Raw genomic sequence first — 25,782 nt, forward strand, 5'->3', positions numbered from 1 at the left:
GGAGCGGGCTGGATCGACATTCAGGAGATGGCGCGCCGAAAATGATGGTTTTCGCGACCCGGAATGCAATGTGCAAGAGGCCACTGAGGAGCGGAAGCACCGAAAGCCGCCATTTGCGGGCCGCCAGAGCTGAATGTCGATGCGGCCCTGGGGTCAGATCCGCGTTGAGTGGGGAACGCCGGGCGGACCATCACTGCGGCGACATCATGATGAGGATATCAGGCGCGTTTGTTGGCTGCTCTCCACCACTGCGACCGCCTGCTGCCCGAAAATCGATCGCGCCGGTCAGATCGCGACCTGGCTACCCAGTTCGACCACCCGATTACTTGGCAGACGGAAATATTCCATCGCGCTTTCCGAATTGCGCAGCATCCACGCGAAAAGCTTTTCGCGCCAGATCGGCATCCCCGGTTTCTTCGCCGCAATCAGGGTCTGGCGCGACAGGAAAAAGCTGGTTTCCAGCATCTTGAACTCACCGCCACAGCTCGTCACCCGCATCAGCGCCTCGGGCACGTCGATCGGCTGCATGAAACCATAGTTGAGCACCAACCGGTGGAATCCCTGCCCCAGATCTTCGAGCTGGCAAAGCTTGCTTTCGGGGACGAACGGCACGTCGGCAATCTTGATCGTCAGCAGGATGATGCGCTCGTGCAGCACCTTGTTGTGCTTGAGGTTGTGGAGCAGCGCGTGCGGCACGCCGTCGCTGCTCGATGTCATGAAGACCGCGGTGCCAGGCACGCGCGTCGCGCTGTTCGCAGCCGACTTCACGAAAATCGGGATCGGCATCGCACCCTCGGCCATTTCCTCCTGCATCAGCTTGCGCCCGCGCGACCAGGTGGTGAGCAGCGTGAAGATGGTGAGCCCGATCACCAGCGGCACCCAGCCGCCGTCGGGCACCTTGATCAGGTTGGCGCCGAAATAGGCGATGTCGACGATGAAGAAGACCGCGAGCACCGGCAGCGCCTTCCATGCCGGCCATTTCCATAATGTGAAGAGCACGACGCTCATCAAACAGGTATCGATGAACATCGCCCCGGTCACGGCAATGCCATAGGCCGCGGCAAGGTTGCTCGACGAGCCGAAGCCGAGGACGAGCAGAATCACCATGACCATCAGCCCCCAGTTGACAATGGGAATGTATATCTGCCCCGCCGCCGACGCGCTGGTGTGCTCGACCCGCAGGCGCGGCATGAAGCCGAGCTGGATCGCCTGCTGGGTCAGCGAGAAGGCGCCCGAGATCACCGCCTGGCTGGCGATGATCGTCGCAAGCAGCGCGAGGATGACGACGGGCAGTTCGAGAAACTGCGGCATCATCTGGAAAAAGGGATCGGCAATCAGTTCGGTGCGCGGCCCCGCTTCGGCCGCAAGGACCATCGCGCCCTGTCCCATATAGTTGAGCATCAACGCGGGCAGCACGAAACTCAGCCACGAGAGGCCGATCGGCCCGCGACCGAAATGCCCCATGTCGGCATAAAGCGCCTCCGCGCCGGTCACCGCGAGCACGACCGCGCCGAGCGCGATAAAGGCCGTGAAACCGTCGAGGTAAAAGAATCGTAGGGCGTTGACCGGGTTGAGCGTCTCGACGATGATCCACGGATTATTGCCGATATGCAGGATACCAAGCCCTGCAAGCATCAGGAAATAGAGCAGCATGATCGGGCCGAACAGCGCGCCGACCTTCGCCGTCCCGCGCGCCTGGATCGCGAACAGGCCGATGAGTATGCCCAGGGCGATCGGCACGATATAGGGTTCGAATCCCTTGTCGACATAGGACAGGCCTTCGGTCGCCGAAAGCACCGACATCGCCGGGGTAATCATGCTGTCGCCATAGAAGAGGGCGGTGGCAAACACGCCCAGAAGGACGATCGGCCAGGTCCAGCGCTTGCCTTCCGACGAGCGGCTGATCAGCGCGAGCAGCGCGAGGCTGCCCCCCTCGCCCTTGTTGTCGGCGCGCATGATCGTCATCACATATTTGAAGGTGACGACGAGCATCATCGACCAGAAAACGAGGCTCAGCACACCATAGATATGCAGCCGGTCGGGCTCGATCGGATGATGCCCCGCAAAGGTTTCGCGGAACGCATAGAGCGGGCTGGTACCGATGTCGCCGAAGACGACGCCGACCGCACCGACGGCAAGCTTCAGCTTGCCGTCACCATGAGGGCCATGGCCGTGATGGCCGGTTTCGGCGGCGGCTTCGATGGCGGTTGCCACGCCCTCGGCCGCCCGTTGCGACTCAGCAGTCATCGCGCGCCTTTAGACGAGCCTGCGATTTTGGAACAGGTTTCAATTCGGGACGCTCGCTACGGTTTCGTCGGCCGGGCCCGCAGGTGCCGCTGGCGTCGGCCCCAGCGCCTGCCGAAGCTGCGCGAGCCGCATTTCGAGGTCGGCGCGCCAGGGCGCATCGGCGGGGCTGCGCGCGAGCAGTTCGCTCCACACCGCTTCGGCGCCTTTAAGGTCACCGCCCTGCGCGAGCGCGAGGCCCGCGAAGAAGGGCGGCGCCGGGTGCGACGGATCGCGCCGCGCCGCTTCGTCGAAGGCGAGCGCGGCGGCGGGCGACATCATGCCGCCGCCATGCGCCGCGAGCGCATTGCCCAGCCCCACCCACAGGTCGACATTGTCGGGATATTTTTCCAGCCCCTTTTCGAGCGTCTTCGCCGCCAGTTCGGTCTTGCCCGTGCGCGCAAAACCGTCGGACATGCCGAGCCATTGGGCCGCCGGACCAAAGCGTTCGGCCATCCCCTGCCGCTCGTCGGTCAACGCCTCGCCAAAGCCGTCGGGTTCCGGCGCCGGCGCGACGGGCTTGCCCGGCAGCGACGGGCTGCCCTGAAGCGCATAGCCCGCCAGCCCCAGCATCACCGCGGCACCGGCCAGCGGCCGGGCGGCGGCGGGCAAGCGACCCAACCAGAAAATACCGCCGATCGTCAGCGCGGCGGCGACCATGACCCAGAACCACGTCACGTCTTGTCCTCCTCCTCGTCACCGCCGCGGCGAAAGCGGCCGAACGCCAGCCAGCCGCCGATCGCGAGGAACAACAGCGGCCCCAGCCACAACAGCGCTGTCGCACCGTCGAACGGCGGATCATAAGTCACCCAATTTCCATAACGCGCGACGAGCCACGCCTTGATCTCGTCCGGGCTTTCGCCCGCCGCGATCTTGCTGCGCACCTCGTGCCGCATGTCGCCCGCCAGCGGCGCATCAGAATCGGCAATCGACTGGCCCTGACAGACCAGACAGCGCAGTTCTTCCATCAAAGCCTTGGCACGCGCTTCCTTCGCAGGGTCATTAAGCTGCTGATAGGCATAGGGCGCGGGCGGCAGCCGGTCCTGCGCCGCTACCGGCAAGACCAGCGCGCCGAGCAGGCAAAGGAGAGCCACCCGCACGCTCATTTCATCGCCTCGATCTTCGCAACGATTTCGGGTACCTGATCGGCGAGGATCACGCCCTGTATCTGCTCGCGGATGACGCCCTTGCCGTCGACGAGGAAGGTTTCGGGCACTCCCGACGACCCAAGGGCGATCTGGACGCTGCTCTGCATGTCGGCGCCGATGCGGTCGAAGGGATTGCCATATTCGTTCAGGAACGCCGCGACATCCTCGGGCCGGTCGCGGATCGCAATACCGTCGATCGGCACGCCTGCGGCCTTCAGCGCCTCAAGCTGCGGCGCCTCGGCGCGGCACGGGATGCACCAGCTTGCGAATATATTGACCAGCCGCGGCCGCCCGTCGGCAAGGTCGCTGCTCTTCAGTCCCGGCACGCCCGCGGTGGCGGGCGGCAGGTCGAACAGCGGCATCGGCTTGTCGATCCACTGCGACTGGATCAGCGTTTCGGCGGGCGTCACCAGTCGGTAGATGAAGGCGCCGAACAACAGCCCCATGATCGCCAGCGGCACAAACAAGACCCAGCGGTTCGTCATGGCGCAAAACGCTCCTGTGATTTGCGGTGCCGGCGCGCGCGCCACATGGCGAGCAGCTGCGCGCGTCCAAGCAGCGACAAAGTGGCGCCGAGCGCGATCAGGCCGCCGCCAAGCCATATCCACCACACCAACGGTTTCCACCACAGGCGAATCTGGTAGCGGTCGGCGCGGCCATCCTCGCCCGTCACCGGCTGGCCGAGCACTGCATAAAGCTGCCCGCCCGGCCGCGTCAGCAATGCCGCCTCGTTCGTTTCGGTCGGTGCCGTGCCCATCAGCCCCGGAAAGGTTCGCGCTTCGGGTTTCATCGTAAAGCTGCTGCCCGATGGGGTGGTCGCGACCAGCGCGCCCTCAATGGCAGTATAGTTCGGCCCGGCCAGGGGCTTCACGCCGACGAACTTCACCGAAAAATCGGCGATGCGGATCGTCTCGCCGGGCGCGGCGGCGACCAGCCTTTCCTTGATGAACGCGCTCTCTGCTCCCATGCCGGCGAGGCACACACCGACGCCGAAATGCGCGACGACCATGCCCCAGGTCGGCAAAGGCACGCGGCGGAGGTTGCGGCCCCACAAGGGCGCCAGGCTCGCGACCGCGACGATGCCCGCGACGGTCATGCCGAGCAGCGGCAGGATACCGACCTTGCCGCCGAACAGGATCAACGCGAACAGTATCGCCGCCCCGGCGAAGATCGCGACAGGCAGGCGCGACCACAGCCGTTTGCCGTCGTCCTTGCGCCAGCTGAGCAACGGCCCGGCAACCATCACGAGGCAGAGGATCAGCGCGAGCGGCCCCGCCACCTTGTTATAATAGGGCGGACCGACGGAAATCTTCTCGCCCATCGCCTCGGCGACGATCGGATAGAGCGTGCCGAGAAGGACGAGCGCGAGGATCGTCGTAAGCAGCAGGTTGTTGATCACGAGCGAGCCTTCGCGGCTCAGCAGCGCAAATTTCTTTCCTTCGGCAACCGACCCGGCGCGCAGGGCAAAAAGGGTCAGCGCGCCGCCGATATAGATCGCCATCAGCACGAGCAGAAAGGTGCCGCGCTCGGGATCGACGGCAAAGCTGTGGACGCTCGTGAGCAGACCCGACCGCACGATGAAGGTGCCGACCATCGACATCGAAAAGCCGATCACCGCGAGCATCACCGTCCACGCGCGCAGCGCGTTACGCGTCGCCGTGACCGCGACCGAATGGAGCAGCGCCGCGCCCGCGAGCCAGGGCACGAGCGAGACATTCTCGACCGGATCCCAGAACCACCAGCCGCCCCAGCCGAGTTCATAATAGGCCCAGTAACTCCCCGCGGTGATGCCCAGGGTCAGGAAGATCCAGCTTCCCAGCACCCACGGCCGCATCGCGCGCGCGAAGGCCGGACCGATCTCGCGCGTGATCAGCGCGCCCACGGCAAAGCTGAACGCGACCGACAGCCCGACATAGCCGACGTAAAGCGTCGGCGGGTGAAAGGCCAAACCGATGTCCTGAAGCAGCGGGTTCAGGCCCTGCCCGTCGGGAGGCGCGACCGGCAACCGCTTGAAGGGATTGGAAGAGAAAAGCAGAAAGGCGAAAAAGCCGAGGCTCAGCGCCGCCTGCGCCGCCAGCGTCGCAATCAGCGTATCCTCGCGCAGCCGCTTTTCGAAAAGCGCGATCAGCGCCCCCGACAGCGACAGGATCATCAGCCACAGCAGCATCGACCCTTCGTGATTGCCCCATGTCCCGGCAATCTTGAAGATCATCGGCTTCAAACTGTTGCTGTTGCGCGCGACCAGCTCGACCGACATGTCGGACCGCACGAACAGCGCGATGAGCAGACCAAAGGCGGCCGTGGTAAGCACACCCTGCGCGACGCTCGCCGGTCGCACCAGCGCCGCCAGATCCCCCGGTCCGCCGCGCAGGAACAAGGTTCCCGCGACGAGTGACAGGCACGCGAGCGCCGCCGCGATCCACAGCAGGGCAAGGCCGAGTTCGGCGATCATCTGGCTATGCCCTTACACCACACGTCGTCATTGCGAGGAGCGAAGCGACGAAGCAGTCTCCAGCTCTCAGGGTAAAAGGCCGCACGCAGGAGATTGCTTCGCGGCGCTCGCAATGACGGGAATGATGTACAATTCATCCCTCCACCGCCGCCTTCATATTCTTCGGCATCTCGCCCATCTGCGGCGGCATATAACGCTCGTCATGTTTCGCCAGGATACGATCGGCAACGAACGTCCCGTCGGCGCGCATCCGTCCGTCGGCGATCATGCCGCTTTCCTCGCCGAACAGGTCGGGAACGATGCCTGTATATTCGACGGGCACCGACGCCTGGCCATCGGTCGCAACGAAGCGGATCGTGAGGCCGTCGGCCTGGCGCACGATACTGCCCTTGGCAACCATGCCGCCCAGCCGCATCGCTTCGCCAACCGCGGCCTTGCCGCCTGCAATTTCAACGGGCGTGCGGAAATAAGCGGCCTCGTCGCGGAGCGCGCTCGCCGCGAGCACGCCCGCGCCCGCAACGCCGCACAGCGCCGCGACCGCCAGGATCAGCCGCTGATGCTTTGCCTTCATTTGCGATCCTTCCGCAGCGCGTCGCTGCGTTTCTCGGCGCGCGTCATCGCGCGCCAGCTCGACCACAGCACCGCGCCCGTCAGCACGATCGTCAGACCATAGGCCGCGGCGACATAGGCCCATTGCCCGCCGCCGCTGATCACCCCCGTCACGCCGTCACCCCTCCTCGTCGGCCAAGCGCCGCAGCCGCGCCGCGACGCGGTTGTCGGCGATGATCCGCCGCATCCGCATCAGCACGATCGCTCCGAATAGCAGCGAAAAACCCAGCAAGGTCAAGCCCAACGGCCACAGCAGCGCGCCGTCGATGCTCGATCCGCCAAGGGTGATGCTCGGTCCCTGGTGCAGGCTGTTCCACCACACGACGCTGCGGTTGATGATCGGGATGTTGACCGCGCCGACCAGCGCATAGATCGCCGCGCCGCGCGACAGCGATCCGCCCTGCCGCTGCGCATCATCGCCGTTCGTCAGCGCGATGAAGCCCGCATAAAGGAACAGCAGGACGAGCATCGAGGTCATCCGCCCGTCCCATTCCCACCAGGTTCCCCAGGTCGGCTTGCCCCAGATCGATCCGGTGGCCAGACAGAGCACGGTGAACAGCATCCCCGGCACCGCAACCGCGCGCGCGGCGATACCCGCCAGCGGATGCCGCCACACAAGCTGGACAAGCCCCGCGATCGCCAGCGATGTCCATCCGCCCATGCCGAGCCACGCCGACGGCACATGAACATAAAGGATACGCGCGGTTTCACCCTGCTTGTAATCGCCGGGGACCATCGTCAGTCCCGCCAGGGCGCCGCCGAGCACGAACACCAGCCCGAGGCCGAGCAGCCAAGGCGTCAGCGGCCTGGCAATCGCCAGAAAACGGGTCGGATTGGCATAGGCGTGCATCGGTTCGCGTCGTCCTTAGGCGAGGCGGACGGGACGGTCCAGCAATTTGCCCGAGGTAGATGGCGAGAGTCACCTTTCGGGCCGCGTCCAGATCCAGCTACCCGTCACGACCGCCACGATCACCGGCACCATCGCCCATGGCCACGGCGCAAACGCCAGTGCGAGCGCGATGCTCGCGGCGAAGGCAATCGACGCCGCGACCTTGCCCCTGCGGCTGATCGCGCCATGGTCGCGCCATGCAACGATATGCGGGCCGAAGGTCGCATGCAACAGCAGCCAGGCCTCAAGCCGCGGCGACGAGCGCGCAAAGCAGAAGGCGGCGAGGATGACGAAGGGCACCGTCGGCAGCAACGGGACCACGGCGCCAATCGCCCCCAGGCCGAGCGACAACCAGCCCGCGACCAGATAGAAATGCCGTTTCATGCCAGGCGGGCTTAGCGGAATACGGTCCCTGTGCCAGCCCGCATTCCGCCAGCCGGGTGACAGCCGGGATCGCGCCATAATTGCTTGATGCAAGGTCGCGCTTCCGGCCCTGGCCGGGATGACGGCGCGCGTTGCCGGATCACCCGCGCCCGATCAGTTTTTGCGCCATACGGTCGGCGACGACCGAGGCGGGGGTACCGCTCGCCTTGCTCTCGGCCCAGATTTCGGCGAGCCGGCCGGGGATCAGCCGGATACGGCTTTCGACCTCGTCCTGGCTTCCCTGTCCAAGATACTCCAGCGCGACATTGATGATCCCGCCGGCGTTGATGACATAGTCGGGGGCATAGACGATGCCGCGGTCGTGGATGCGCTGGCCGTCGAGAGCGGTTGCGAGCTGATTGTTTGCGCCGCCCGCGACGATCGGCACCTTCAACTTCTCGATGCTCCGTTCGGTCAGAATCGCACCCAGCGCATTGGGGCTGAGCACATCGGCCTCGATCTCCATGATCGCCGCCGAATCGGCGAGTTCGGCGCCCAGTTCCTCGGCGAGCGCCTTCGCGCGCGCCAGGTTGACGTCGGCGAGGGTCAGCTTCGCGCCCTCGGCCGCGAGCCGCCGCGCGACGCCACCGCCGACGCTGCCGACACCCTGGATCGCGACGCGCACATCTTTCGCGCTGTCGGTGCCCAACCCTTCGCGAATCGCCGCCTTGATGCCGAGGTAGACGCCGAGCGCGGTGAACGGCCCCGGATCGCCCCCGGCCTCGCCGCTCGCCACGGGCAGCCCGCTGACATGCTTCGTCTGCCTGGAAATCTCGACCATGTCGGCGTCGGTGATGCCGACATCCTCGGCGGTCACATAGGCGCCGCCGAGCGAATCGACAGCGCGCCCGAATGCGGCGAGCAGTTCGGGTCTCTTTTCCTGTCCTTCGTCGGCCAGGATCACGCCCTTGCCGCCGCCCATCGGCAGCCCCGCCATCGCATTTTTATAGCTCATCCCGCGCGACAGGCGCAGCGCGTCGGTGATTGCGGCGGCGCGCTGCGGATAATGCCAGTATCGCACGCCGCCCGCGCCGGGGCCAAGGTATGTCGAGTGGACGGCGATAACCGCGGTCAGCCCGCTGGCGCGATCGCGGAACATGTGGACATGTTCGTGATCGTCGAAATCGGCGAAATCCCAGACAGCGGACATGGCAGCTTCCTCACGTTAAAAAATTACGTGAAGATGTAATAATCAAACAGGGGCAGCGAGTCACCCCAAAAGCGCCTGTCAGCGGCCCAAGCGAAAATGGGGCGATCGACGGGACTTGAACCCGCGACCCCCGGTACCACAAACCGGTGCTCTAACCAACTGAGCTACGATCGCCATATGCCGCGCGAAACCGCCTGCGACAGCGCGCGGCGATAGGCGCGACCTCCCCTCTCGTCAAGCATTGTTCGCGTGGGCGCAAGTCCTTAAAAGCGCGCCATGGCTGGCAGGGATCATGTCGACATGGCGTCTTCGGGCGCCGACCGCACCGCAGCGCGGCTTGCCGCCGTCCCCGGCATCCGCCGCGCGCCGACATCCAGGCTCGAACAGTTCATGCTGCCGCGCTTCCTCGACGCCGAAACCTGCGCCGCGCTGATCGACCTGATCGACAGCGACGCGCGCCCGTCAACGATCGCCGATGCCAATGGCGACGCGGCGTTCCGCACCAGTTCGACCTGCGATCTCGACCACCGCCTTCCGATCGTGATCGCGGTCAACAACAAGCTTCACGACCTCACCGGCATTCCGCTCGCATATGGCGAGCCGTTGCAGGGCCAGCGTTACGACATCGGCGAGGAGTTCAAGGCGCACACCGACTATTTCGATCCGCACGGCGCCGACTGGGACACCTATTGCGCGGTGCCGGGGCAGCGGAGCTGGACCTTGATGATCTACCTCAACCAACCCGCCGCGGGCGGCGCGACGCGCTTCCTTGCGACCGGCAAGATGCACCAGCCCGAAGTCGGAAAGCTGCTCGCGTGGAACAATGTCCGACCCGATGGCACCATCAATCCCGACACGCTCCACCACGGGATGAAGGTGCGCAAGGGGCGCAAATATATCATCACCAAATGGTTCCGCGAACGGCCCTGGCCGTGGGCAGCGGGGGAGCTGGAATAAAGGCCGCCTCAAAACCCGTTCGTGTCGAGCGAAGTCGAGACACCGCGAAGGCATGCGCTCACGATGGGTGTCTCGACTTCGCTCGACACGAACGGAAACGAGGGTCGGTCGCCGCCGACCCCCGTTAGAATTACCGCACCAGCCGATACTGGAAATTGAGTGTCAGCGTGTTCGACACCCGCCCCGGCTCGACCGGCGTCGACTTGGCATCGGCGGCAATCTCCATCCGCGCATAGGGCATCGGCGGTTGCGGACCGGCAAAGCCGCCCTCGCCGATCGACACCAGCTCGGCGGCGCGATAGCCGGCAAGGCGCGCATAATCGGTCGCCTTCGCCTCCGCCGCCTTGATCGCTGCACCGCGCGCGCCGACGAGCTGCGCGTCGGGATCTTTCATCGCGAACCACGGCCCCTCGATATTGGTGCCGCCCGCAGCGACCAGCGCATCGAGCAACGGGCCGATATCGTCGATTTTCCCGGTCGTCGCGCGCACTGTATTCGACACCTGATAGCCCAGGAAGCGCGGCGGCTGGCCGTCGGTGCGGTTGCTGTAGTCATATTGCGGCGACAGGTTGATCCCGCTCGTCTGGATGTCCTCGGCCTTGATCCCGCGCGCCTTGGCAGCCGCGATCAGCCTGTCCATCGCCGCGGCATTGGCGCGCATCGCCTCGACCGCAGTGGGCGCGGTCGTCGTGACCCCGGCGCCGACGGTCGCCTGGTCGGGGCGCGAACGCACCTCCTCGCTGACGCTGAAGCTCAGGATCGGATGCTGCATCGTCGCCACCGTCCCTGTCGAACCTCCTTGCTGCGCGACGGCGGGCGCCGCCGCGATCAGGGCCAGTCCGGACGCCATGGCGGCGAGCATTTGCTTCGTCATTTCATTCTCCTGTGAACCGGGCTTGCGGTCTTTCATGCTTTCCACCCCGTAACGCAGACGGAGCGGGCGCGTTCCGGCCTTTGCGCGCAGGGCGCTTGCATGATGCTGAACGCGCCAGTAGCGAGCCGTTCATCATGGCGGCACCCATTCTTTCATACGAAGGCCTAGGCCTTGTGCAGGGCAGCGGCTGGCTGTTCCAGGATCTCGACATCTATATCGGGCCGCGCGATCGACTGGCGCTGATCGGCCGCAACGGTGCGGGCAAGACGACCTTGCTCAAGCTGCTCGCGGGGCGCATCGAGCCCGACAGGGGCAAGCGGACGATCGTTCCCGGTACGCATGTCGTGATGCTCGAACAGGAACCCGACTTTCGCCCCTTCGCCACACTGATGGATTTCGCAGCGGCGGGTGCCGACGCCCCTGCCGGGCATGAAGTCGCGGCGATCGCCGACCAGCTCGGCATCGACATGAGCCGTGCCGCCGCCAGCGCATCGGGCGGCGAGCGCCGCCGCGCCGCGCTGGCGCGCGCGCTGGCGCAGAATCCCGATGTGCTGCTGCTCGACGAGCCGACCAACCACCTGGATCTCGCGGCAATCGACTGGCTCGAAAGCTGGCTCGCACGCTATACGGGCGCCTTTGTCGTCATCAGCCACGACCGCACCTTCCTCACCCGTCTGACGCGCCAGACCCTCTGGCTCGATCGCGGCAGCATCCGCCGCAAGGAAATCGGCTTCGGCGGCTTCGAGGAATGGACCGAGGCGGTTTATGCCGAGGAAGCGCGCGCCGCGCAGAAACTCGATTCCAAATTGCGGCTCGAGGCGCACTGGCTCGAACGCGGCGTCACCGCGCGCCGCAAGCGCAATCAGGGTCGTCTTGAAAAACTCAAGGAAATGCGCGCGACCCGCGCCGCGATGATCGGCGGCCCCGGCGTCGCCAAGCTCGGCCTCGCCAACGACGATGTCCGCTCGAAATCGGTGATCGTTGCCGAGGGGGTGAGCAAGAGCTTCGATGGCCGCACGATCATCAAGAACCTTGATTTTCGCGTCCAGCGCGGCGACCGCATCGGCATCGTCGGCGCCAATGGCGCGGGCAAATCGACGCTGCTCAAGCTGCTCACCGGCGAGCTTCAGCCCGACAGCGGCAGCATCACCCTCGCCCCGACGCTCGACGGCATCATTATCGACCAGCAGCGCAGCCTGATGTCGCCCGAAAAGCGCGTGCGCGACGTGCTTGCCGACGGCGGCGACTGGGTCGAGGTGCGCGGGGTGAAAAAACATGTCCAGGGCTATATGAAAGAGTTTCTCTTCGACCCCGGCGTCGTCGAGGCGAGCGTCGGCGCGCTGTCGGGCGGCGAACGCTCGCGGCTGCTGCTCGCGCGCGAATTCGCCCGCGAATCGAACCTGCTCGTGCTCGACGAGCCGACCAACGACCTCGACCTCGAAACGCTCGACCTGTTGCAGGAAGTGATCGCCGACTATGCCGGCACCGTGCTGCTCGTCAGCCACGACCGCGATTTCCTCGACCGCACCGTCACGGTGACGCTGGGCCTCGACGGATCGGGCAAGGTCGATATCGTCGCGGGCGGCTATGCCGACTGGGAAGCGAAACGCACCAGGCCTTCGACCGCCAAAACCAAATCCGCCGCCGCCGAATCCACGCCGCCACCGCCCCCGCGGGCGCGCCGCAAACTGTCCTACAAGGACCAGCGCGACTACGACCTTCTCCCCGCCCGGATCGAGGCGATCGAGGCCGAGATAGCCGACATCGAGGCCGAGTTGTCCGACGGCGCGCTGTTCACGCGCGACAACGCCCGCTTCAAGGCGTTGACCGACAAGCTCGACGCGCTCCGCACCGAAAAGGCCGCCGCCGAAGACCGCTGGCTTGCGCTCGCGGAAGAGGTCGAGGCCCTGCAATAAGCGGGGCCGGTCCCGACCGAAACGAAACGACCATTTCGGGGTGGGGAGCGGACTGTCGCCTTACTGTTGCCCCCCGGCTTTCGCCGGGGCACGGCTGCTGTGAGGCGCTACCGGCCAAACTCCCGCGCCCGTCGCAACACCGTCTCCGCCAGCTCCTTGCGACAGATCAGCAGGTCGGGAAGATAGGTGTCGGCATTGTTGTAGCGCAGCGGCGACCCGTCGGCGCGGCTCACATGGAGACCCGCGGCCGCCGCCACCGCGGCGGGGGCACAATTGTCCCATTCATATTGCCCGCCGGTGTGCAGATAGATGTCGGCCTCGCCGCGCACGACCGCCATCGCCTTCGCGCCGGCCGACCCCATCGCGACCAGTTCGGCACCGAGCCGTTCGGCGACGAACAGGGCTTCGGCGGCGGGGCGCGTGCGGCTGACCAGCATCTTTGGCGGGTGGTTCGGCGGCGCGAGCGGCGGCGGCGACGCCGATGTCAGCGTCACGCCCAGCCCCGGCAGCGCGACCGCGCCGACCGCGGCAACGCCATCGATCGCCAGCGCGACATGCACCGCCCAGTCGCTCCGCCCCTCGCCATATTCGCGCGTGCCGTCGAGCGGATCGACGATCCACACGCGCGAACGGGCGCAGCGCGCCACATTGTCCTTCTCCTCTTCGGAGAGCAGCGCATCGCCGGGGCGTGCCGCGCGGATTTCGCGGCACAGCATCGCATTGGCGGCCTCGTCGCCCGCCTGCCCCAGCGCCTTGCCTTCAAGGTCGCCGCGCGCACGCAGGTCGAGCAAAATCGCCCCTGCCGCTGCCGCGAGGCGCTGCGCAAGCTGGTCGTCGGTCTCGGCCGTGCTCATCCGAGCAGATGCTCGACAATCAGATCGGCCGCGGCCTCGGGCGACATCGCGGTCGTGTCGATGCGGATTTCAGGCGTTTCGGGCGCTTCATAGGGGCTGTCGATGCCGGTGAAGTTCTTGAGCTGCCCCGCGCGCGCCTTCTTGTAGAGGCCCTTGACGTCGCGGCGCTCGGCCTCCTCCAGCGGCGTGTCGATGAATATCTCGATGAACTCGCCTTCGGGCAGCATGGAGCGAACCATCTCGCGTTCGGCACGGAACGGCGAGATGAAGGCGGTGATGACGATCAACCCCGCATCGGTCATCAACTTGGCGACCTCGCCGACACGGCGGATATTCTCGATCCGGTCGGCTTCGGTAAAGCCGAGATCCTTGTTGAGCCCATGCCGCACATTGTCGCCGTCGAGCAGGAAGCTGTGGCGGTTCATCCGGTGCAGCTTCTTTTCAACGAGGTTCGCGATCGTCGACTTGCCCGACCCCGACAGGCCCGTGAACCACAGCAGCGCAGGCTTCTGATTTTTCAGGTTCGCGCGCATCTCGCGGCTGATGTCGCTTGCCTGCCAGTGGACATTCTGCGCGCGGCGAAGGCTGAAATGCAGCATCCCCGCGGCAACCGTCGCATTGGTCAGCTTGTCGATCAGGATGAAGCCGCCCAAGGTGCGGTTGTCGCCATAGGCCTCGAACACAATCGGCTTGTCGGTCGACAGTTCGACGACGCCGATGCCGTTGAGTTCGAGCGTCTTGGCCGCGAGATGGTCGAGCGTGTTGACGTTGATCTCATATTTGGGCGTCTGTACCGTCGCCGACACGCTCTGCGTCGCGAGCTTCAGCCAATAGGCGCGACCGGGGATCATGGCCTCGTCGGCCATCCACACCAATGTCGCCTCGAACCGGTCGGCGGCTTCGGGGGGATTGTCGGCCGCCGCGATCACGTCGCCGCGCGAACAATCGACCTCGTCGGCCAGTGTCAGCGTGACCGATTGCCCTGCGACGGCTTCGCCGAGGTCGCCGTCAAGCGTGACGATGCGGTCGATCGTCGTCGTCTTGCCGCTCGGCAGGATGCGCACCGGATCGCCGGGCTTGACGGTGCCGCTCGCAAGCTGGCCCGCGAAGCCCCTGAAGTCGAGGTTGGGGCGGTTGACCCATTGCACCGGCATACGAAAGGGCTTCGCTTCGTCGGCGGCGGCGGCGATCTCGACCGTCTCGAGATGTTCGATCAGCGTCGGTCCCTTGAACCAGGGCATGTTCTTCGACAGCGCGGTGATATTGTCGCCCCTGAACCCCGAAATGGGGATGGCTGTAAAGCCGGTGATACCGATTTCGCTCGCAAAGGCGCGATAACTCAGCAGGATGCGCTCGAACACCGCCTTGTCGTATCCGACAAGGTCCATCTTGTTCACGGCGAGCACGATATGCTTGATGCCGATGAGGTGCGCGAGGAAGCTGTGACGCCGCGTCTGGGTGAGCACGCCCTTTCGCGCGTCCACCAGAATGACGGCCAGATCGGCGGTCGAGGCGCCGGTGACCATGTTGCGCGTGTACTGCTCGTGCCCCGGCGTGTCGGCGACGATGAACTTGCGCTTCTCGGTCGTAAAAAAGCGATAGGCGACGTCGATCGTGATCCCCTGCTCGCGCTCGGCGGCGAGGCCATCGACGAGCAAAGCAAAGTCGATCTCCTGCCCCTGCGTGCCGACGCGCTTGCTGTCGGCCTCGAGCGCCGCAAGCTGGTCCTCGAAAATCATCTTGCTGTCATAGAGCAGCCGCCCGATCAGCGTCGACTTGCCGTCGTCGACCGATCCACAGGTGATGAAGCGCAGCAGCGACTTCTTCTCGTGACCCGCGAGATAGGCGTCGATGTCCTGGGCGATCAGCGCGTCGGTGACGTAGATGGGATCGGTCATCAGAAGTAGCCCTCCTGCTTCTTCTTCTCCATGCTGGCATCACCGCTGTCCTTGTCGATGATGCGCCCCTGGCGTTCGCTGGTCGTCGTCAGCAGCATCTCCTGAATGACCTCGGACAATGTTTTCGCCTCGCTCTCGACCGCGCCGGTGAGCGGATAACAACCCAGCGTGCGGAAGCGCACCGAGCGGAGGGTCGGCACTTCACCGGGCCGCAGCGGAAAGCGATCGTCATCGACCATCAGCAAAAGGCCGTCGCGCTCCACCGTCGGGCGCGGCGCGGCAAAATAGAGCGGCACGATCGGGATATTTTCGCGCGCGATATATTGCCAGATGTCGAGCTCGGTCCAGTTGGAGATCGGGAACACACGGATGCTCTCGCCCTTCGCCTTGCGCGCGTTGTAGAGATTCCACAGTTCGGGCCGCTGCTTCTTGGGATCCCAGCCGTGGCTCGCGGTGCGGAAGGAAAAGATACGTTCCTTCGCACGGCTCTTTTCCTCGTCGCGCCGCGCGCCGCCGAAAGCGACATCGAAGCCGTGGAGATCGAGCGCCTGCTTGAGCCCCTCGGTCTTCCACATGTCGGTATGCAGCGGGCCATGGTCGAACGGATTGATGCCCCGCGCTTTCGCTTCGGGGTTCTGATGGACGATGAGTTCCATGCCGCTCTCGGCCGCCATCCGGTCGCGCAGCTCGTACATCGCCCGGAACTTCCACGTCGTGTCGACGTGCAGCAGCGGGAAGGGCGGCGGCGAGGGATAAAAGGCCTTGCGCGCGAGGTGCAGCATCACCGCGCTGTCCTTGCCCACGCTGTACAGCATCACGGGCTTCGCCGCGTCGGCCATCACTTCGCGCATGATATGGATGCTCTCGGCCTCCAGCCGGTCGAGATGGGTCAGCGTATCGGTCATGCCCTGCCCTTGCCGCCCCTCCATGAAGCGATCAAGCTGTATGGCCTTTCGGCGCTGCAAGCCAGACTTGGGAGGCTGGCCATCACAAGGCCGGATCGACCTTTGCCTGCCGCCACTCGGCGGCGATCGCGCCGATCATCTCGCGTGCGTGCGCCAGCCGCGGCGCCACGTCGGGCAGCGCCGCCCAGGCGGGATCGGCGATCAGCCCGAGTTCGCGGCGAAAATCATAGCCCGCGACCTTGAGCGGCACGATCCCGTCGATCGCCAGCGACACCGGCGCGGTGGTGATGCCGATGCCCGCGGCGACCATCCGCAGGCACCGCTCATCGCTTTCGCTGCGCAGCGCGAAACGCGGCCGTACGCCGTGGCGCGTGAAAAAGCGGCTGGTGGCGGCCAGAAACTCGCACGAACGCCGCGCGATCATCGTTTCGGCGGCGAGCTCGTCGGGCGTGACTTCGATGCGACCGACGAGCGGATGGTCGGCGGCAACGAACATTGTCAACGGTTCGTCATAGAGCGGCGTGACATGCTCCCCGCGCTCGCCGGGACGTAGCCCGCCGATCGCCATATGGATGCGCGCGCTGCCCAGCGCGGCGCGAAGCTCGGCATCGCCGTTTTCGACGATCTCGATCGCAAAACTCGGACGCAGCGCCGCGACGATCGCCTGCAACAGTTCGCCGGACAGCGACCGGATCACACCAAGCTTCAGCTCGGCCGCCTGCTGTTCGCCGGTGCGGCCGAAATCGTCCGCCGCGCGAAATCCGCGGTCGAGGTCGCGCGCGATCGGCAGGAAACGGCCGCCCGCTTCGGTCAGGCGTATCTGCCGTCGGTTGCGCAGGAACAACGGTGTCCCGACCAGCCTTTCCAGTTCGGCGATCCCCGCCGACAGCGCTGGCTGGGTGACACGGATGCGCAAAGCCGCCTGCGTGAAGCTGCCTGCATCGACGACAGCGAGAAATTGCCGGATATGCGCGCGTTTAATCATAGATTTTGTTTATGCCGAACTGCGATCTCTTTCAATTTCCATATGCTGGGTTTTTGGGGCACTATCCCCTCCCGTCCGGCCCTCGATCGACAGGTACTCCATGCGCGCCACCCCCGATTTCGACTTTGCGCTCGGCGAAACCGCCGACATGATCCGCGAAACCACCGCCCGCTTCGCCGACGAGCAGATTGCGCCGCTCGCCGCCAGGGCCGATGCGGAGGACTGGTTCCCGCGCGACGAGCTGTGGACGGCGATGGGCGCACTCGGCCTCCATGGCATCACCGTCGAGGAGGAGTTCGGAGGGCTCGGCCTCGGCTATCTCGAACATGTCATCGCGGTTGAAGAGGTTTCGCGCGCCAGCGCCGCGATCGGCCTCTCCTACGGCGCGCACTCGAACCTTTGCGTCAATCAGATCCGCCGCTGGGGCAACGCCGAGCAGAAAGCGAAATATCTGCCGAAACTGATCTCGGGCGAGCATGTCGGCAGTCTCGCCATGTCCGAAGCCGGGGCGGGCAGCGATGTGGTGTCGATGAAGCTGAAGGCCGACAAGGTGCAGGGCGGCTATGTCCTCAACGGCACGAAGTTCTGGATCACCAACGCGAGCCACGCCGACACGCTGGTCGTCTATGCCAAGACCTCACCCGACGCGGGATCGCGGGGAATTACGGCCTTTTTGATCGAAAAGGACATGCCGGGGTTCAGCATCGGGCAAAAGATCGACAAGGTCGGGATGCGCGGCAGCCCGACCGCCGAACTGGTTTTCACCGATTGTGAAGTGTCCGAAGAGCAGGTGATGGGGCCGGAGAACGGCGGCGTCGGCGTGCTGATGTCGGGGCTCGATTATGAGCGCGTCGTGCTCGCCGGGCTCCAGCTCGGCATCATGCAGGCGTGCCTCGACACGGTCATCCCTTACGTGCGCGAGCGCAAGCAGTTCGGCAAGCCGATCGGCGCGTTCCAGCTGATGCAGGCCAAGGTCGCCGACATGTATGTCATGCTCCAGTCGGCGCGCTCCTATGTCTATAACGTCGCCAAGGCGTGCGACGCAGGCCAGACGACGCGCTTCGACGCCGCGGGCGCGATCCTGCTCGCGAGCGAGAGCGCGGTAAAGGTTGCGGGCGAGGCGATTCAGGCCCTCGGCGGCGCGGGCTATACGAAGGACTGGCCGGTCGAGCGTTACTGGCGCGACGCCAAGCTGCTCGACATCGGCGCGGGCACCAACGAAATCCGCCGGATGCTGATCGGCCGCGAACTGATCGGCGCCGGCGCGTGATCTGGCTCTGGCTGTCGGCGGCGGGCATGACGACGACGGCCGCGATCCACGCCATTCTTGGCGAGCGGCGGTTGATGGGGCCGGTGATGATGCTCGATCAGGGCATCATGGGGGTCGACCTTGCGCGCCGCGTCTTTCGCCTCGCATGGCATGCGTTGTCGCTACTGATGCTCGTATCGGCGGCATCGGTCGTCTGGCCCGGCAGCCCACGCGGGCTGATCCTGCTTATCGGCGCGGCATGGCTCGCGACGGGCCTTTTCGACGCCGTCTATACGCGCGGGCGCCACATCGGCTGGCCCTTCCTTGCGGCTTCGGGCGCCTGCGCGCTGCTGGGGGCGACATGAGCGAGACGCTGCTCGACGCGCTTCAATATTATGGCGCCGCCGCGGCGACCTTTGCCGCGCTGATCGTCTCGCTCAACCTTGGCGAACGGTGGACCGGCTGGGCGTTCGTCATTTTCGTGACCAGCAGCCTCGCGCTGATCGCCTGGGGCTTCCTCCAGTCGGACAGCGAAGGCATCGGGTGGCAGAATATCGCGCTGCTTTGTATCAACTGCGTCGGCGTTTATCGCCACCTTATCCGCAAGAAGCCGGGCGACCCCGCGGCCGCGCAGGAATAGCGACATGACAAGTGCAAAGGGAGATTCGGCAAGGTGAGCGCCCCTGTATTGGGAACGATGGTCGATCGCGACGGCGAGATGTTCCGCGCCAACGCCGCGCACAACCGCACGCTGCGCGACGAACTCTACGCGCGCGTCGCCGAAGCGGCGCTGGGCGGCAATGAAAAGTCGCGCGAGCGGCATAGGAGCCGCGGCAAGCTGCTGCCGCGTGAGCGCGTCGAGCGGTTGCTCGACCCCGGCTCGCCGTTCCTCGAAATCGGCCAGCTCGCCGCGTGCGACATGTATGGCGGCGAGGTTCCGGGCGCAGGGATGATCGCGGGCATCGGCCGCGTGTCGGGGCGGCAGGCGATGATCGTCTGCAACGACGCGACGGTGAAGGGCGGCACCTATTATCCGATGACGGTGAAAAAGCATCTCCGCGCGCAGGAAATCGCGCAGGAGAACCGCCTGCCGTGCATCTACCTTGTCGACAGCGGCGGCGCGAACCTGCCGCATCAGGATCAGGTCTTTCCCGACCGCGACCATTTCGGGCGAATCTTCTTCAACCAGGCGAATATGAGCGCGCGGCGCATTCCGCAGATCGCCTGCGTGATGGGAAGCTGCACCGCGGGCGGCGCCTATGTGCCTGCGATGAGCGACGAGACGGTGATCGTCCGCGGTCAGGGCACGATCTTCCTCGCCGGCCCGCCGCTGGTGAAAGCGGCAACGGGCGAGGAAATCAGCGCCGAGGATCTGGGCGGCGGCGATTTGCACGCAAAGAAGTCGGGCGTCGTCGATCATCTGGCCGAGAATGACGAACATGCGCTGACGATCGTCCGCGATATTATGTCGCACCTTGGCGCCGATGAAGGGTTCAAGGTTGAGCTGAAGGAACCGCGCCCGCCCAGATATGACGCCGAAGACCTATACGGCATCATCCCGCAGGACGTCCGCGCGCCCTATGACGTCCACGAAGTCATCGCGCGCCTGGTCGACGGCAGCGAGTTTCACGCGTTCAAGGCGCAATATGGCAGCACGCTGGTGTGCGGCTTCGCGCATATCTGGGGCATCCCGGTCGCAATCCTCGCCAACAATGGCGTGCTGTTCAGCGAAAGCGCGGTCAAGGGCGCGCATTTCATCGAGCTCGCGCAGCAGCGGAGCATTCCCCTGCTCTTCCTCCAGAATATCAGCGGCTTCATGGTCGGCGGGAAGTATGAGGCCGAAGGCATTGCAAAACATGGCGCAAAGCTGGTGACGGCGGTGGCAACCGCGACGGTACCGAAAATCACCGTCCTGATCGGCGGCAGCTTTGGCGCGGGCAATTACGGCATGTGCGGGCGCGCCTATAGCCCACGCTTCCTGTTCACCTGGCCCAATGCGCGGATCAGCGTGATGGGCGGCGAACAGGCGGCATCGGTGCTGGCGACCGTCCACCGCGACGCCGACAAATGGACGGCGGAGGAGGCCGAAGCCTTCAAAGCCCCGATCCGCCAGAAATATGAGGATGAGGGCAATCCCTATCACGCCACCGCGCGCCTGTGGGACGATGGCATCATCGACCCCGCGCAGACGCGCGACGTGCTGGGGCTGGCCTTCACCGCAACGCTGAACGCCCCGGTAGAGGACCGCGGCTTCGGCGTGTTCAGGATGTGATTACCATGATCCAGTCCCTCCTCATCGCCAATCGCGGCGAGATCGCCTGCCGCATCATCCGCACCGCACGCGAGATGGGCATTCGCACCGTCGCGGTCTATTCGGACGCCGACGCCAAGGCGCTGCATGTCCGGCAGGCCGATGAGGCCGTGCATATCGGCCCGTCGCCGGCGCGCGAATCCTATCTGGTGGGCGAGAAGATCGTTGCGGCCGCGAAGGCGACCGGGGCCGAGGCGATCCATCCGGGTTATGGCTTCCTGTCGGAGAACGCCGCGTTCGCGCAGGCGGTCATTGACGCCGGGCTGGTCTGGGTGGGGCCAAACCCCGCAAGCATCACCGCGATGGGGCTCAAGGATGCCGCGAAGAAGCTGATGGCCGAGGCCGGGGTTCCGGTGACGCCGGGCTATATGGGCGAGAACCAGGATCCCGCTTTCCTCGCCGAACGGGCCGCCGAGATCGGCTATCCCGTCCTCATCAAGGCCGTCGCGGGCGGCGGCGGCAAGGGGATGCGCAAGGTGGATAGCCCGGCTGACTTCCTCGACGCGCTTGCCTCGTGCCAGCGCGAGGCGGCGGCGTCGTTCGGCAACGACCATGTGCTGATCGAGAAATATATCCTCACCCCCCGCCATATCGAGGTGCAGATATTCGGCGACACGCACGGCAATGTCGTCCACCTGTTCGAACGCGACTGCTCGCTCCAGCGCCGCCACCAGAAGGTGATCGAGGAAGCCCCCGCCCCCGGCATGGACGAGGCGACGCGCGCCGAGCTGTGCGCCGCCGCGGTGCGCGCCGCAAAGGCGGTCGATTATGTCGGCGCGGGGACGATCGAGTTCATCGCCGACGCGAGCGAGGGCCTGCGCGCCGACCGCATCTGGTTCATGGAAATGAACACGCGGTTGCAGGTCGAGCATCCGGTGACCGAGGAAATCACCGGCGTCGATCTGGTCGAATGGCAGCTGCGCGTCGCGAGCGGCGAGCCATTGCCCCTGACGCAGGACCAGCTTGCAATCAACGGCTGGGCGATGGAAGCGCGGCTTTATGCCGAAGACCCCGCCAAGGGCTTTCTGCCGAGCACGGGCACGCTCGAACTCTTCCAGCTTCCCGAGCATATCGGCCGCATCGACACCGGCGTCTATGAAGGCGCCGAGGTGTCGCCCTTCTATGACCCGATGATCGCCAAGGTCATCGCTTATGGCGAGAACCGCGAAGAAGCGCGCGAGCTGCTTTCGGAGATGCTGGAGGACAGCGCGATCTGGCCGGTCAAAACCAATTCGGCCTTTCTGATCGCCGCGCTCGATCATCCTGATTTCGTCGCGGGCACCGTCGATACCGGCCTGATCGGTCGCGATGGCGATGCGATGACCGCTGCGCCCGAACCTTCGGCGCAGGCACTGACCAATGCCGCAATGGCGATGGTGCCGCGCGCGTTACAGGCGGGGTTCCGCCTCAACGCCCCCGAGGTGCGCACCGCGCCCTTCCTGCTCGACGGCAAGCGGGTCGACGTTGCGCTCCACGGCCCCGGCGCCGAAGAACCCGCCCCCGCGATGCTCGTCGCCGAGGGTGGGTCGGTGTGGCAATTGGCACCCTGGCGCGCCGAGGGCAGCGCGAGCGGCGCGGCGGGCGACGGCGCGATCCTGTCGCCCATGCCCGGCAAGATCATCGCGGTCGAGGTTGCCGCGGGCGACACGGTGGCCAAGGGACAGAAGCTGCTCACGCTCGAAGCGATGAAGATGGAGCACAGCCTGGTTGCGCCGTTCGACGGCGTGGTGGCGGAGCTTAACGCGGTGGCAGGCGGACAGGTGCAGGTCGAGGCATTGCTGGCGCGGATCGAGGCGGCGAAATGAGCAATCTTCTCCCGGCGGGAGAAGGATATGGAGCCTTATCGCGCAGCGATCAGGCGGAGTTGGATGAGGGGTTGCGAGCTATTGTGGGGGCACAACCCTCACCCAGCTACGACTAGCCAGCAAGCTGGCAAGTCTCCGCATCCCTCTCCCGATGGGAGAGAAATTACATGGCAGGCCGCTATTTCGACGAATGGACCATTGGCGACGCGCTGACGCATGACATCCGCCGCACGGTGACCGAGACCGACAATCTGCTGTTCACCACGATGACGCACAATCCGCAGCCGCTGCACCTCGATATCGAGGCGGCGAAGGCGTCGGAGTTTGGCCAGATCCTCGTCAACGGCACCTTCACCTTCAGCCTGATGGTCGGGCTGTCGGTCGGCGACACGACATTGGGCACGCTCGTCGCGAACCTTGGTTACGACAAGCTTGTCATGCCCAAACCCGTGTTCATCGGCGATACGCTCTATGCGACGAGCGAGGTGATCGGCCTCAAGGAGTCGAAATCGCGGCCGAATGCAGGTATCGTCACCTTCCTGCACCGGGCGATCAATCAGCGGGGCGAAATCGTCTGTCAGTGTGAACGCTCCGCGCTCATCAAAAGGAAGGACGCCTGATGCGCCTCCGCTCGCTTCTCTTCGTCCCCGGCGACCGGCCCGAACGCTTTGCCAAGGCGGCGGCGTCGGGTGCCGATGCCATCATCCTCGACCTGGAGGATTCGGTGTCGCCCGCGAACAAGGACGCGGCGCGCCACGCCGTCGCCGAATATCTGTCGGGGACGCGCGAAGTCGTGACGCTGGTGCGCGTCAATCCGCTCGACGGGCATATGACCGCCGCCGATGTCACCGCGGTGATCGGCGCGCGCCCCGATGCGATCATGCTGCCCAAGGCCGAGGGCGCGCCGAGCATCCAGCAACTCGACACGATCCTGCGGAGCGAAACGGCGGATGACGCTTCGCTGCCTGCGATCCTGCCGATTGCCACCGAGACGCCCGCGGCAATCTTCACGCTTGGCAGCTACCGCGAAGTGAAAGACCGCCTGCTCGGCCTGACCTGGGGCGCCGAGGATCTGCCGGCCGCGATCGGCGCGACGACGAGCCGCGAGGCGGACGGACGCTATACCCAGCCTTATGAAGTCGCGCGCGCGCTGACACTCTTTGCCGCTCATGCCGCAGGCGTCGCGGCGATCGACACGGTGTTCCCCGCGATCAAGGATGCCGATGGCCTCGCCGCCTATGCCGCTCGCGCGCGGCGCGACGGCTTTACCGGCATGATGGCGATCCACCCGTCGCAGGTCGAACCGATCAATGCCGCCTTCACCCCCAGTGCCGAGGAAGCGGCGCGCGCGCAGGCGATCGTCGACGCCTTCGCCGCCAATCCCGGCGCCGGAGTGCTCCAGGTCGACGGCAAGATGGTCGACGCGCCGCATCTGAAACAGGCCCGGCATATATTGTCGCTGGCGAACTGACCCCCGTCATCCTGGCGAAGGCCGGGATCTCGCCGGTGTGTCAGAGCGCGATGTTGAGATCCCGGCCTTCGCCGGGATGACGGATGGGAGCGGTTAGCGCCCGCGCCGCCGAAACGGCCGGTGCCGCTTCATCCAGCTTTTGCCGCGCCGCCAGCTTTTCTTCAGGCCGCGCCCGGCGAAGCTTTCGAACATCGCATCGGGGCTCGTCGGGTCGAGCAATTCATTGTCGGCGATGAAATCGTCCATCGGACCGGGCGCGACCAGATCGAGCAGTTCGAGCGAGCGTCCCGGCCCGCGCAGCGCCTCGATCGCCGCAATCAGCGAACCCGACGCGTCAAAGGCGCGCGCGACCTCCGCCGGGTCGACGCCCAGATGTTCGGCCATCAGCGATTCGCGCAGCTTGCGGATCACCGGTTCGGCGCCGTGATTTGCGGGCAGCGCGGCATCGATCGTGACGTCGCATTCGCTGTCGAGCCCCATCGACCGGTTGTTCATGTTCGACGATCCGACGCGCAGCAGCCGGTCGTCGACGATGGCGGTCTTGGCATGGACATAGATGGGATCGCCGCCCGCCGTGTGCGGGACATAGATGCGCAGCCGGTCGCCATGCTTCGCCTTGGCGATCGACCGCACCAGTTTCACCCGCGCCGCGTCCATCGCCATCTGTTCGAGCCAGCCGTCGGCGGTTTTCGGCATCACCATGACGAATTCGGGCGCGTCATCCTCGTCCAGCCGCGCCGCGATCGCAGCGGCTATCTTGCCGCTCGTGAAATACTGATTCTCGAAATAGATGAAGCGCTTCGCCGCCGCGATCATGTCGAGATAGAGCTGCTCGATCTCGCGCACTTCGGGATAGCCGTCATATTCGGCGCGCGAGCGCGAAATGGCGACATCGACGTTGGTGAAATCAGGGTCGAGCGTATCGGGCCATGTCTCGCCATCGCCCTCGACATCGCGCAGCGCCTTTTTCGTCGCGCGCTGCCAGCGTTCGTTGCCGAGTTCGGCGAGCGCGCGGCCGACGTCCCCCGCAAGGATCATCGTCGAATCATGCCACGGCATATAGGTTTTGCCGTCGGGGTTGGTCCGCCGCGTGTCACCATCCCTATGCCCGCGCGTGTCCCAGCGCGACGCAGCGACGTCGATGCCGCCGCACACCGCCAGATGATCGTCGAACACCGCCACCTTCTGATGATGGCTGCACCCTGCCGGATGCGCGCCATCGAGGCGAAAGCTGATCGAGCGCGTCGCCTTCCAGCGCAGGATCATCGCGACGATGCGCGGAACCAGCAAATGCTTCAGCCCGCCAAAGTTCCAGCGCAATATGTCGATGTCGCGATCGGGCTTCGCGCGCGCCAGCGCCAGCAGATAATGGCCGAGCGACTCGCCTTTGCCGTCCGCGTCGGGCTCCAGCGCAATGCGCGGATCAAAGTCCCAGCCGATCAGCAGGATACGCTCCTTCGCGCCCGCCATCAGCTCTTTCAGCAGTTTGAAATAATCGGCGGCATCGACGATCATCCGCGCCTTCTCGGCGCGCTCGATCCGCCAGCAATTGCGGCCTTCGACGACAATCGGTTCCAGATCGCTGCCCATCGCCGCCGACACG

25 protein-coding genes and 1 tRNA gene are annotated in these 25,782 nt (G+C 65.5%); 9 read left to right on the forward strand and 17 right to left on the reverse strand.

Going from position 1 to position 25,782, the window contains the following annotated elements:
* Positions 1 to 285: 285 nt before the first annotated feature.
* The 11 genes from SALA_RS07670 to SALA_RS07715 form a co-directional block, all read right to left on the reverse strand.
* Entirely contained in the window at positions 286 to 2,247 is a 1,962-nt protein-coding gene (locus SALA_RS07670; protein ID WP_011541805.1) for a potassium transporter Kup, read from the reverse strand.
* Positions 2,248 to 2,286: 39 nt separating this feature from the next.
* Entirely contained in the window at positions 2,287 to 2,961 is a 675-nt protein-coding gene (locus SALA_RS07675) for a tetratricopeptide repeat protein (RefSeq protein WP_011541806.1), read from the reverse strand.
* Positions 2,958 to 3,389 (reverse strand): cytochrome c-type biogenesis protein, encoded by a 432-nt coding sequence (locus tag SALA_RS07680; RefSeq protein ID WP_011541807.1) that lies wholly within the window; start codon positions 3,387 to 3,389, stop codon positions 2,958 to 2,960. The genes SALA_RS07675 and SALA_RS07680 overlap by 4 nt, the downstream gene beginning before the upstream one ends.
* A complete protein-coding gene (locus tag SALA_RS07685; RefSeq protein ID WP_011541808.1) occupies positions 3,386 to 3,916 on the reverse strand; it encodes a DsbE family thiol:disulfide interchange protein in 531 nt (176 codons plus the stop codon). The genes SALA_RS07680 and SALA_RS07685 overlap by 4 nt, the downstream gene beginning before the upstream one ends.
* The gene (locus SALA_RS07690; protein ID WP_011541809.1) at positions 3,913 to 5,883 is read right to left on the reverse strand and encodes a heme lyase CcmF/NrfE family subunit; all 1,971 of its coding nucleotides are present in this window, start codon (positions 5,881 to 5,883) and stop codon (positions 3,913 to 3,915) included. Before SALA_RS07690 ends, SALA_RS07685 begins: the two co-directional genes overlap by 4 nt.
* A 133-nt stretch (positions 5,884 to 6,016) precedes the next feature.
* On the reverse strand, positions 6,017 to 6,454 hold the full coding sequence (gene ccmE, locus SALA_RS07695; protein ID WP_011541810.1) for a cytochrome c maturation protein CcmE: 438 nt from the start codon (positions 6,452 to 6,454) through the stop codon (positions 6,017 to 6,019).
* Positions 6,451 to 6,606, reverse strand: coding sequence for a hypothetical protein (locus SALA_RS17320; RefSeq protein ID WP_011541811.1), 156 nt, complete (start codon positions 6,604 to 6,606; stop codon positions 6,451 to 6,453). Before SALA_RS17320 ends, ccmE begins: the two co-directional genes overlap by 4 nt.
* 4 nt (positions 6,607 to 6,610) lie before the next feature.
* Positions 6,611 to 7,342 (reverse strand): heme ABC transporter permease CcmC, encoded by a 732-nt coding sequence (gene ccmC / locus SALA_RS07700; protein ID WP_011541812.1) that lies wholly within the window; start codon positions 7,340 to 7,342, stop codon positions 6,611 to 6,613.
* Positions 7,343 to 7,411: 69 nt separating this feature from the next.
* Positions 7,412 to 7,765, reverse strand: coding sequence for a YbaN family protein (locus SALA_RS07705; protein ID WP_041383177.1), 354 nt, complete (start codon positions 7,763 to 7,765; stop codon positions 7,412 to 7,414).
* A 139-nt stretch (positions 7,766 to 7,904) separates the two neighbouring features.
* Positions 7,905 to 8,954 carry a Glu/Leu/Phe/Val family dehydrogenase gene (locus tag SALA_RS07710; protein WP_011541814.1) on the reverse strand — a complete coding sequence of 350 codons (1,050 nt, stop codon included), beginning with the start codon at positions 8,952 to 8,954 and terminating at the stop codon, positions 7,905 to 7,907.
* 97 nt (positions 8,955 to 9,051) lie between these two features.
* Positions 9,052 to 9,128: transfer RNA gene (locus tag SALA_RS07715), tRNA-His, on the reverse strand.
* A gap of 126 nt (positions 9,129 to 9,254) precedes the next feature.
* Here SALA_RS07715 and SALA_RS07720 point away from each other — a divergent pair.
* Complete coding sequence (locus SALA_RS07720) at positions 9,255 to 9,911, forward strand: prolyl hydroxylase family protein (protein ID WP_011541815.1); 657 nt, start codon at positions 9,255 to 9,257, stop codon at positions 9,909 to 9,911.
* Positions 9,912 to 10,041: 130 nt separating this feature from the next.
* Here the strand turns inward: SALA_RS07720 and SALA_RS07725 are convergent, their stop codons facing one another.
* Positions 10,042 to 10,785 carry an SIMPL domain-containing protein gene (locus SALA_RS07725; protein ID WP_041383882.1) on the reverse strand — a complete coding sequence of 248 codons (744 nt, stop codon included), beginning with the start codon at positions 10,783 to 10,785 and terminating at the stop codon, positions 10,042 to 10,044.
* Between the two features lie 134 nt (positions 10,786 to 10,919).
* Between SALA_RS07725 and SALA_RS07730 the strand changes: the two genes are divergently transcribed.
* Positions 10,920 to 12,701, forward strand: a complete 1,782-nt coding sequence (locus SALA_RS07730) for an ABC-F family ATP-binding cassette domain-containing protein (protein WP_011541817.1) — start codon at positions 10,920 to 10,922, stop codon at positions 12,699 to 12,701.
* A 107-nt stretch (positions 12,702 to 12,808) separates the two neighbouring features.
* On the opposite strand, the gene SALA_RS07735 is transcribed toward SALA_RS07730, so the two are convergent.
* From SALA_RS07735 to SALA_RS07750, 4 genes are read right to left on the reverse strand one after another with little or no spacing between them, the layout of a single operon-like run.
* Positions 12,809 to 13,555 (reverse strand): 3'(2'),5'-bisphosphate nucleotidase CysQ, encoded by a 747-nt coding sequence (locus SALA_RS07735; protein ID WP_011541818.1) that lies wholly within the window; start codon positions 13,553 to 13,555, stop codon positions 12,809 to 12,811.
* Entirely contained in the window at positions 13,552 to 15,453 is a 1,902-nt protein-coding gene (cysN, locus tag SALA_RS07740) for a sulfate adenylyltransferase subunit CysN (RefSeq protein WP_011541819.1), read from the reverse strand. Before cysN ends, SALA_RS07735 begins: the two co-directional genes overlap by 4 nt.
* Positions 15,453 to 16,382 carry a sulfate adenylyltransferase subunit CysD gene (gene cysD / locus SALA_RS07745; RefSeq protein ID WP_084764697.1) on the reverse strand — a complete coding sequence of 310 codons (930 nt, stop codon included), beginning with the start codon at positions 16,380 to 16,382 and terminating at the stop codon, positions 15,453 to 15,455. The genes cysN and cysD overlap by 1 nt, the downstream gene beginning before the upstream one ends.
* A gap of 58 nt (positions 16,383 to 16,440) precedes the next feature.
* Entirely contained in the window at positions 16,441 to 17,343 is a 903-nt protein-coding gene (locus SALA_RS07750; RefSeq protein WP_011541821.1) for a LysR family transcriptional regulator, read from the reverse strand.
* Positions 17,344 to 17,443: 100 nt separating this feature from the next.
* On the opposite strand from SALA_RS07750, the gene SALA_RS07755 reads away from it, so the two are divergent.
* The 7 genes from SALA_RS07755 (at position 17,444) to SALA_RS07785 (ending at position 24,179) form a co-directional block, all read left to right on the forward strand.
* Positions 17,444 to 18,613 (forward strand): isovaleryl-CoA dehydrogenase, encoded by a 1,170-nt coding sequence (locus SALA_RS07755; protein WP_011541822.1) that lies wholly within the window; start codon positions 17,444 to 17,446, stop codon positions 18,611 to 18,613.
* On the forward strand, positions 18,610 to 18,957 hold the full coding sequence (locus SALA_RS07760) for a hypothetical protein (RefSeq protein ID WP_011541823.1): 348 nt from the start codon (positions 18,610 to 18,612) through the stop codon (positions 18,955 to 18,957). The genes SALA_RS07755 and SALA_RS07760 overlap by 4 nt, the downstream gene beginning before the upstream one ends.
* Positions 18,954 to 19,232 carry a hypothetical protein gene (locus SALA_RS07765; RefSeq protein WP_011541824.1) on the forward strand — a complete coding sequence of 93 codons (279 nt, stop codon included), beginning with the start codon at positions 18,954 to 18,956 and terminating at the stop codon, positions 19,230 to 19,232. Before SALA_RS07760 ends, SALA_RS07765 begins: the two co-directional genes overlap by 4 nt.
* Before the next feature lie 33 nt (positions 19,233 to 19,265).
* Complete coding sequence (locus tag SALA_RS07770; RefSeq protein ID WP_011541825.1) at positions 19,266 to 20,864, forward strand: carboxyl transferase domain-containing protein; 1,599 nt, start codon at positions 19,266 to 19,268, stop codon at positions 20,862 to 20,864.
* 5 nt (positions 20,865 to 20,869) lie between these two features.
* Entirely contained in the window at positions 20,870 to 22,708 is a 1,839-nt protein-coding gene (locus SALA_RS07775; RefSeq protein ID WP_011541826.1) for an acetyl/propionyl/methylcrotonyl-CoA carboxylase subunit alpha, read from the forward strand.
* A gap of 167 nt (positions 22,709 to 22,875) precedes the next feature.
* A complete protein-coding gene (locus SALA_RS07780; protein WP_011541827.1) occupies positions 22,876 to 23,328 on the forward strand; it encodes a MaoC family dehydratase in 453 nt (150 codons plus the stop codon).
* A complete protein-coding gene (locus tag SALA_RS07785; RefSeq protein ID WP_011541828.1) occupies positions 23,328 to 24,179 on the forward strand; it encodes an HpcH/HpaI aldolase/citrate lyase family protein in 852 nt (283 codons plus the stop codon). The genes SALA_RS07780 and SALA_RS07785 overlap by 1 nt, the downstream gene beginning before the upstream one ends.
* A 93-nt stretch (positions 24,180 to 24,272) precedes the next feature.
* Here the strand turns inward: SALA_RS07785 and SALA_RS07790 are convergent, their stop codons facing one another.
* Complete coding sequence (locus SALA_RS07790) at positions 24,273 to 25,769, reverse strand: phospholipase D-like domain-containing protein (protein WP_041383884.1); 1,497 nt, start codon at positions 25,767 to 25,769, stop codon at positions 24,273 to 24,275.
* Positions 25,770 to 25,782: the final 13 nt, after the last annotated feature.

It is taken from the genome of Sphingopyxis alaskensis RB2256 (assembly GCF_000013985.1).
GTDB classification, from domain to species: domain Bacteria; phylum Pseudomonadota; class Alphaproteobacteria; order Sphingomonadales; family Sphingomonadaceae; genus Sphingopyxis; species Sphingopyxis alaskensis.

Excerpts from the sequence above, each read along its gene's own strand:
- SALA_RS07780 (WP_011541827.1), top strand. The coding sequence starts at position 22,876 with ATGGCAGGCCGCTATTTCGACGAATGGACCATTGGCGACGCGCTGACG.
- SALA_RS07750 (WP_011541821.1), bottom strand. The coding sequence starts at position 17,343 with ATGATTAAACGCGCGCATATCCGGCAATTTCTCGCTGTCGTCGATGCA.
- cysN (WP_011541819.1), bottom strand. The coding sequence starts at position 15,453 with ATGACCGATCCCATCTACGTCACCGACGCGCTGATCGCCCAGGACATC.
- SALA_RS07720 (WP_011541815.1), top strand. The coding sequence starts at position 9,255 with ATGGCGTCTTCGGGCGCCGACCGCACCGCAGCGCGGCTTGCCGCCGTC.
- SALA_RS07725 (WP_041383882.1), bottom strand. The coding sequence starts at position 10,785 with ATGACGAAGCAAATGCTCGCCGCCATGGCGTCCGGACTGGCCCTGATC.
- SALA_RS07790 (WP_041383884.1), bottom strand. The coding sequence starts at position 25,769 with ATGGGCAGCGATCTGGAACCGATTGTCGTCGAAGGCCGCAATTGCTGG.
- SALA_RS07685 (WP_011541808.1), bottom strand. The coding sequence starts at position 3,916 with ATGACGAACCGCTGGGTCTTGTTTGTGCCGCTGGCGATCATGGGGCTG.
- SALA_RS07735 (WP_011541818.1), bottom strand. The coding sequence starts at position 13,555 with ATGAGCACGGCCGAGACCGACGACCAGCTTGCGCAGCGCCTCGCGGCA.
- ccmC (WP_011541812.1), bottom strand. The coding sequence starts at position 7,342 with ATGCACGCCTATGCCAATCCGACCCGTTTTCTGGCGATTGCCAGGCCG.
- SALA_RS07705 (WP_041383177.1), bottom strand. The coding sequence starts at position 7,765 with ATGAAACGGCATTTCTATCTGGTCGCGGGCTGGTTGTCGCTCGGCCTG.
- SALA_RS07765 (WP_011541824.1), top strand. The coding sequence starts at position 18,954 with ATGAGCGAGACGCTGCTCGACGCGCTTCAATATTATGGCGCCGCCGCG.
- SALA_RS07755 (WP_011541822.1), top strand. The coding sequence starts at position 17,444 with ATGCGCGCCACCCCCGATTTCGACTTTGCGCTCGGCGAAACCGCCGAC.
- SALA_RS07710 (WP_011541814.1), bottom strand. The coding sequence starts at position 8,954 with ATGTCCGCTGTCTGGGATTTCGCCGATTTCGACGATCACGAACATGTC.
- ccmE (WP_011541810.1), bottom strand. The coding sequence starts at position 6,454 with ATGAAGGCAAAGCATCAGCGGCTGATCCTGGCGGTCGCGGCGCTGTGC.
- SALA_RS07690 (WP_011541809.1), bottom strand. The coding sequence starts at position 5,883 with ATGATCGCCGAACTCGGCCTTGCCCTGCTGTGGATCGCGGCGGCGCTC.
- SALA_RS07670 (WP_011541805.1), bottom strand. The coding sequence starts at position 2,247 with ATGACTGCTGAGTCGCAACGGGCGGCCGAGGGCGTGGCAACCGCCATC.
- cysD (WP_084764697.1), bottom strand. The coding sequence starts at position 16,382 with ATGGAGGGGCGGCAAGGGCAGGGCATGACCGATACGCTGACCCATCTC.
- SALA_RS07785 (WP_011541828.1), top strand. The coding sequence starts at position 23,328 with ATGCGCCTCCGCTCGCTTCTCTTCGTCCCCGGCGACCGGCCCGAACGC.
- SALA_RS07680 (WP_011541807.1), bottom strand. The coding sequence starts at position 3,389 with ATGAGCGTGCGGGTGGCTCTCCTTTGCCTGCTCGGCGCGCTGGTCTTG.
- SALA_RS07775 (WP_011541826.1), top strand. The coding sequence starts at position 20,870 with ATGATCCAGTCCCTCCTCATCGCCAATCGCGGCGAGATCGCCTGCCGC.
- SALA_RS07730 (WP_011541817.1), top strand. The coding sequence starts at position 10,920 with ATGGCGGCACCCATTCTTTCATACGAAGGCCTAGGCCTTGTGCAGGGC.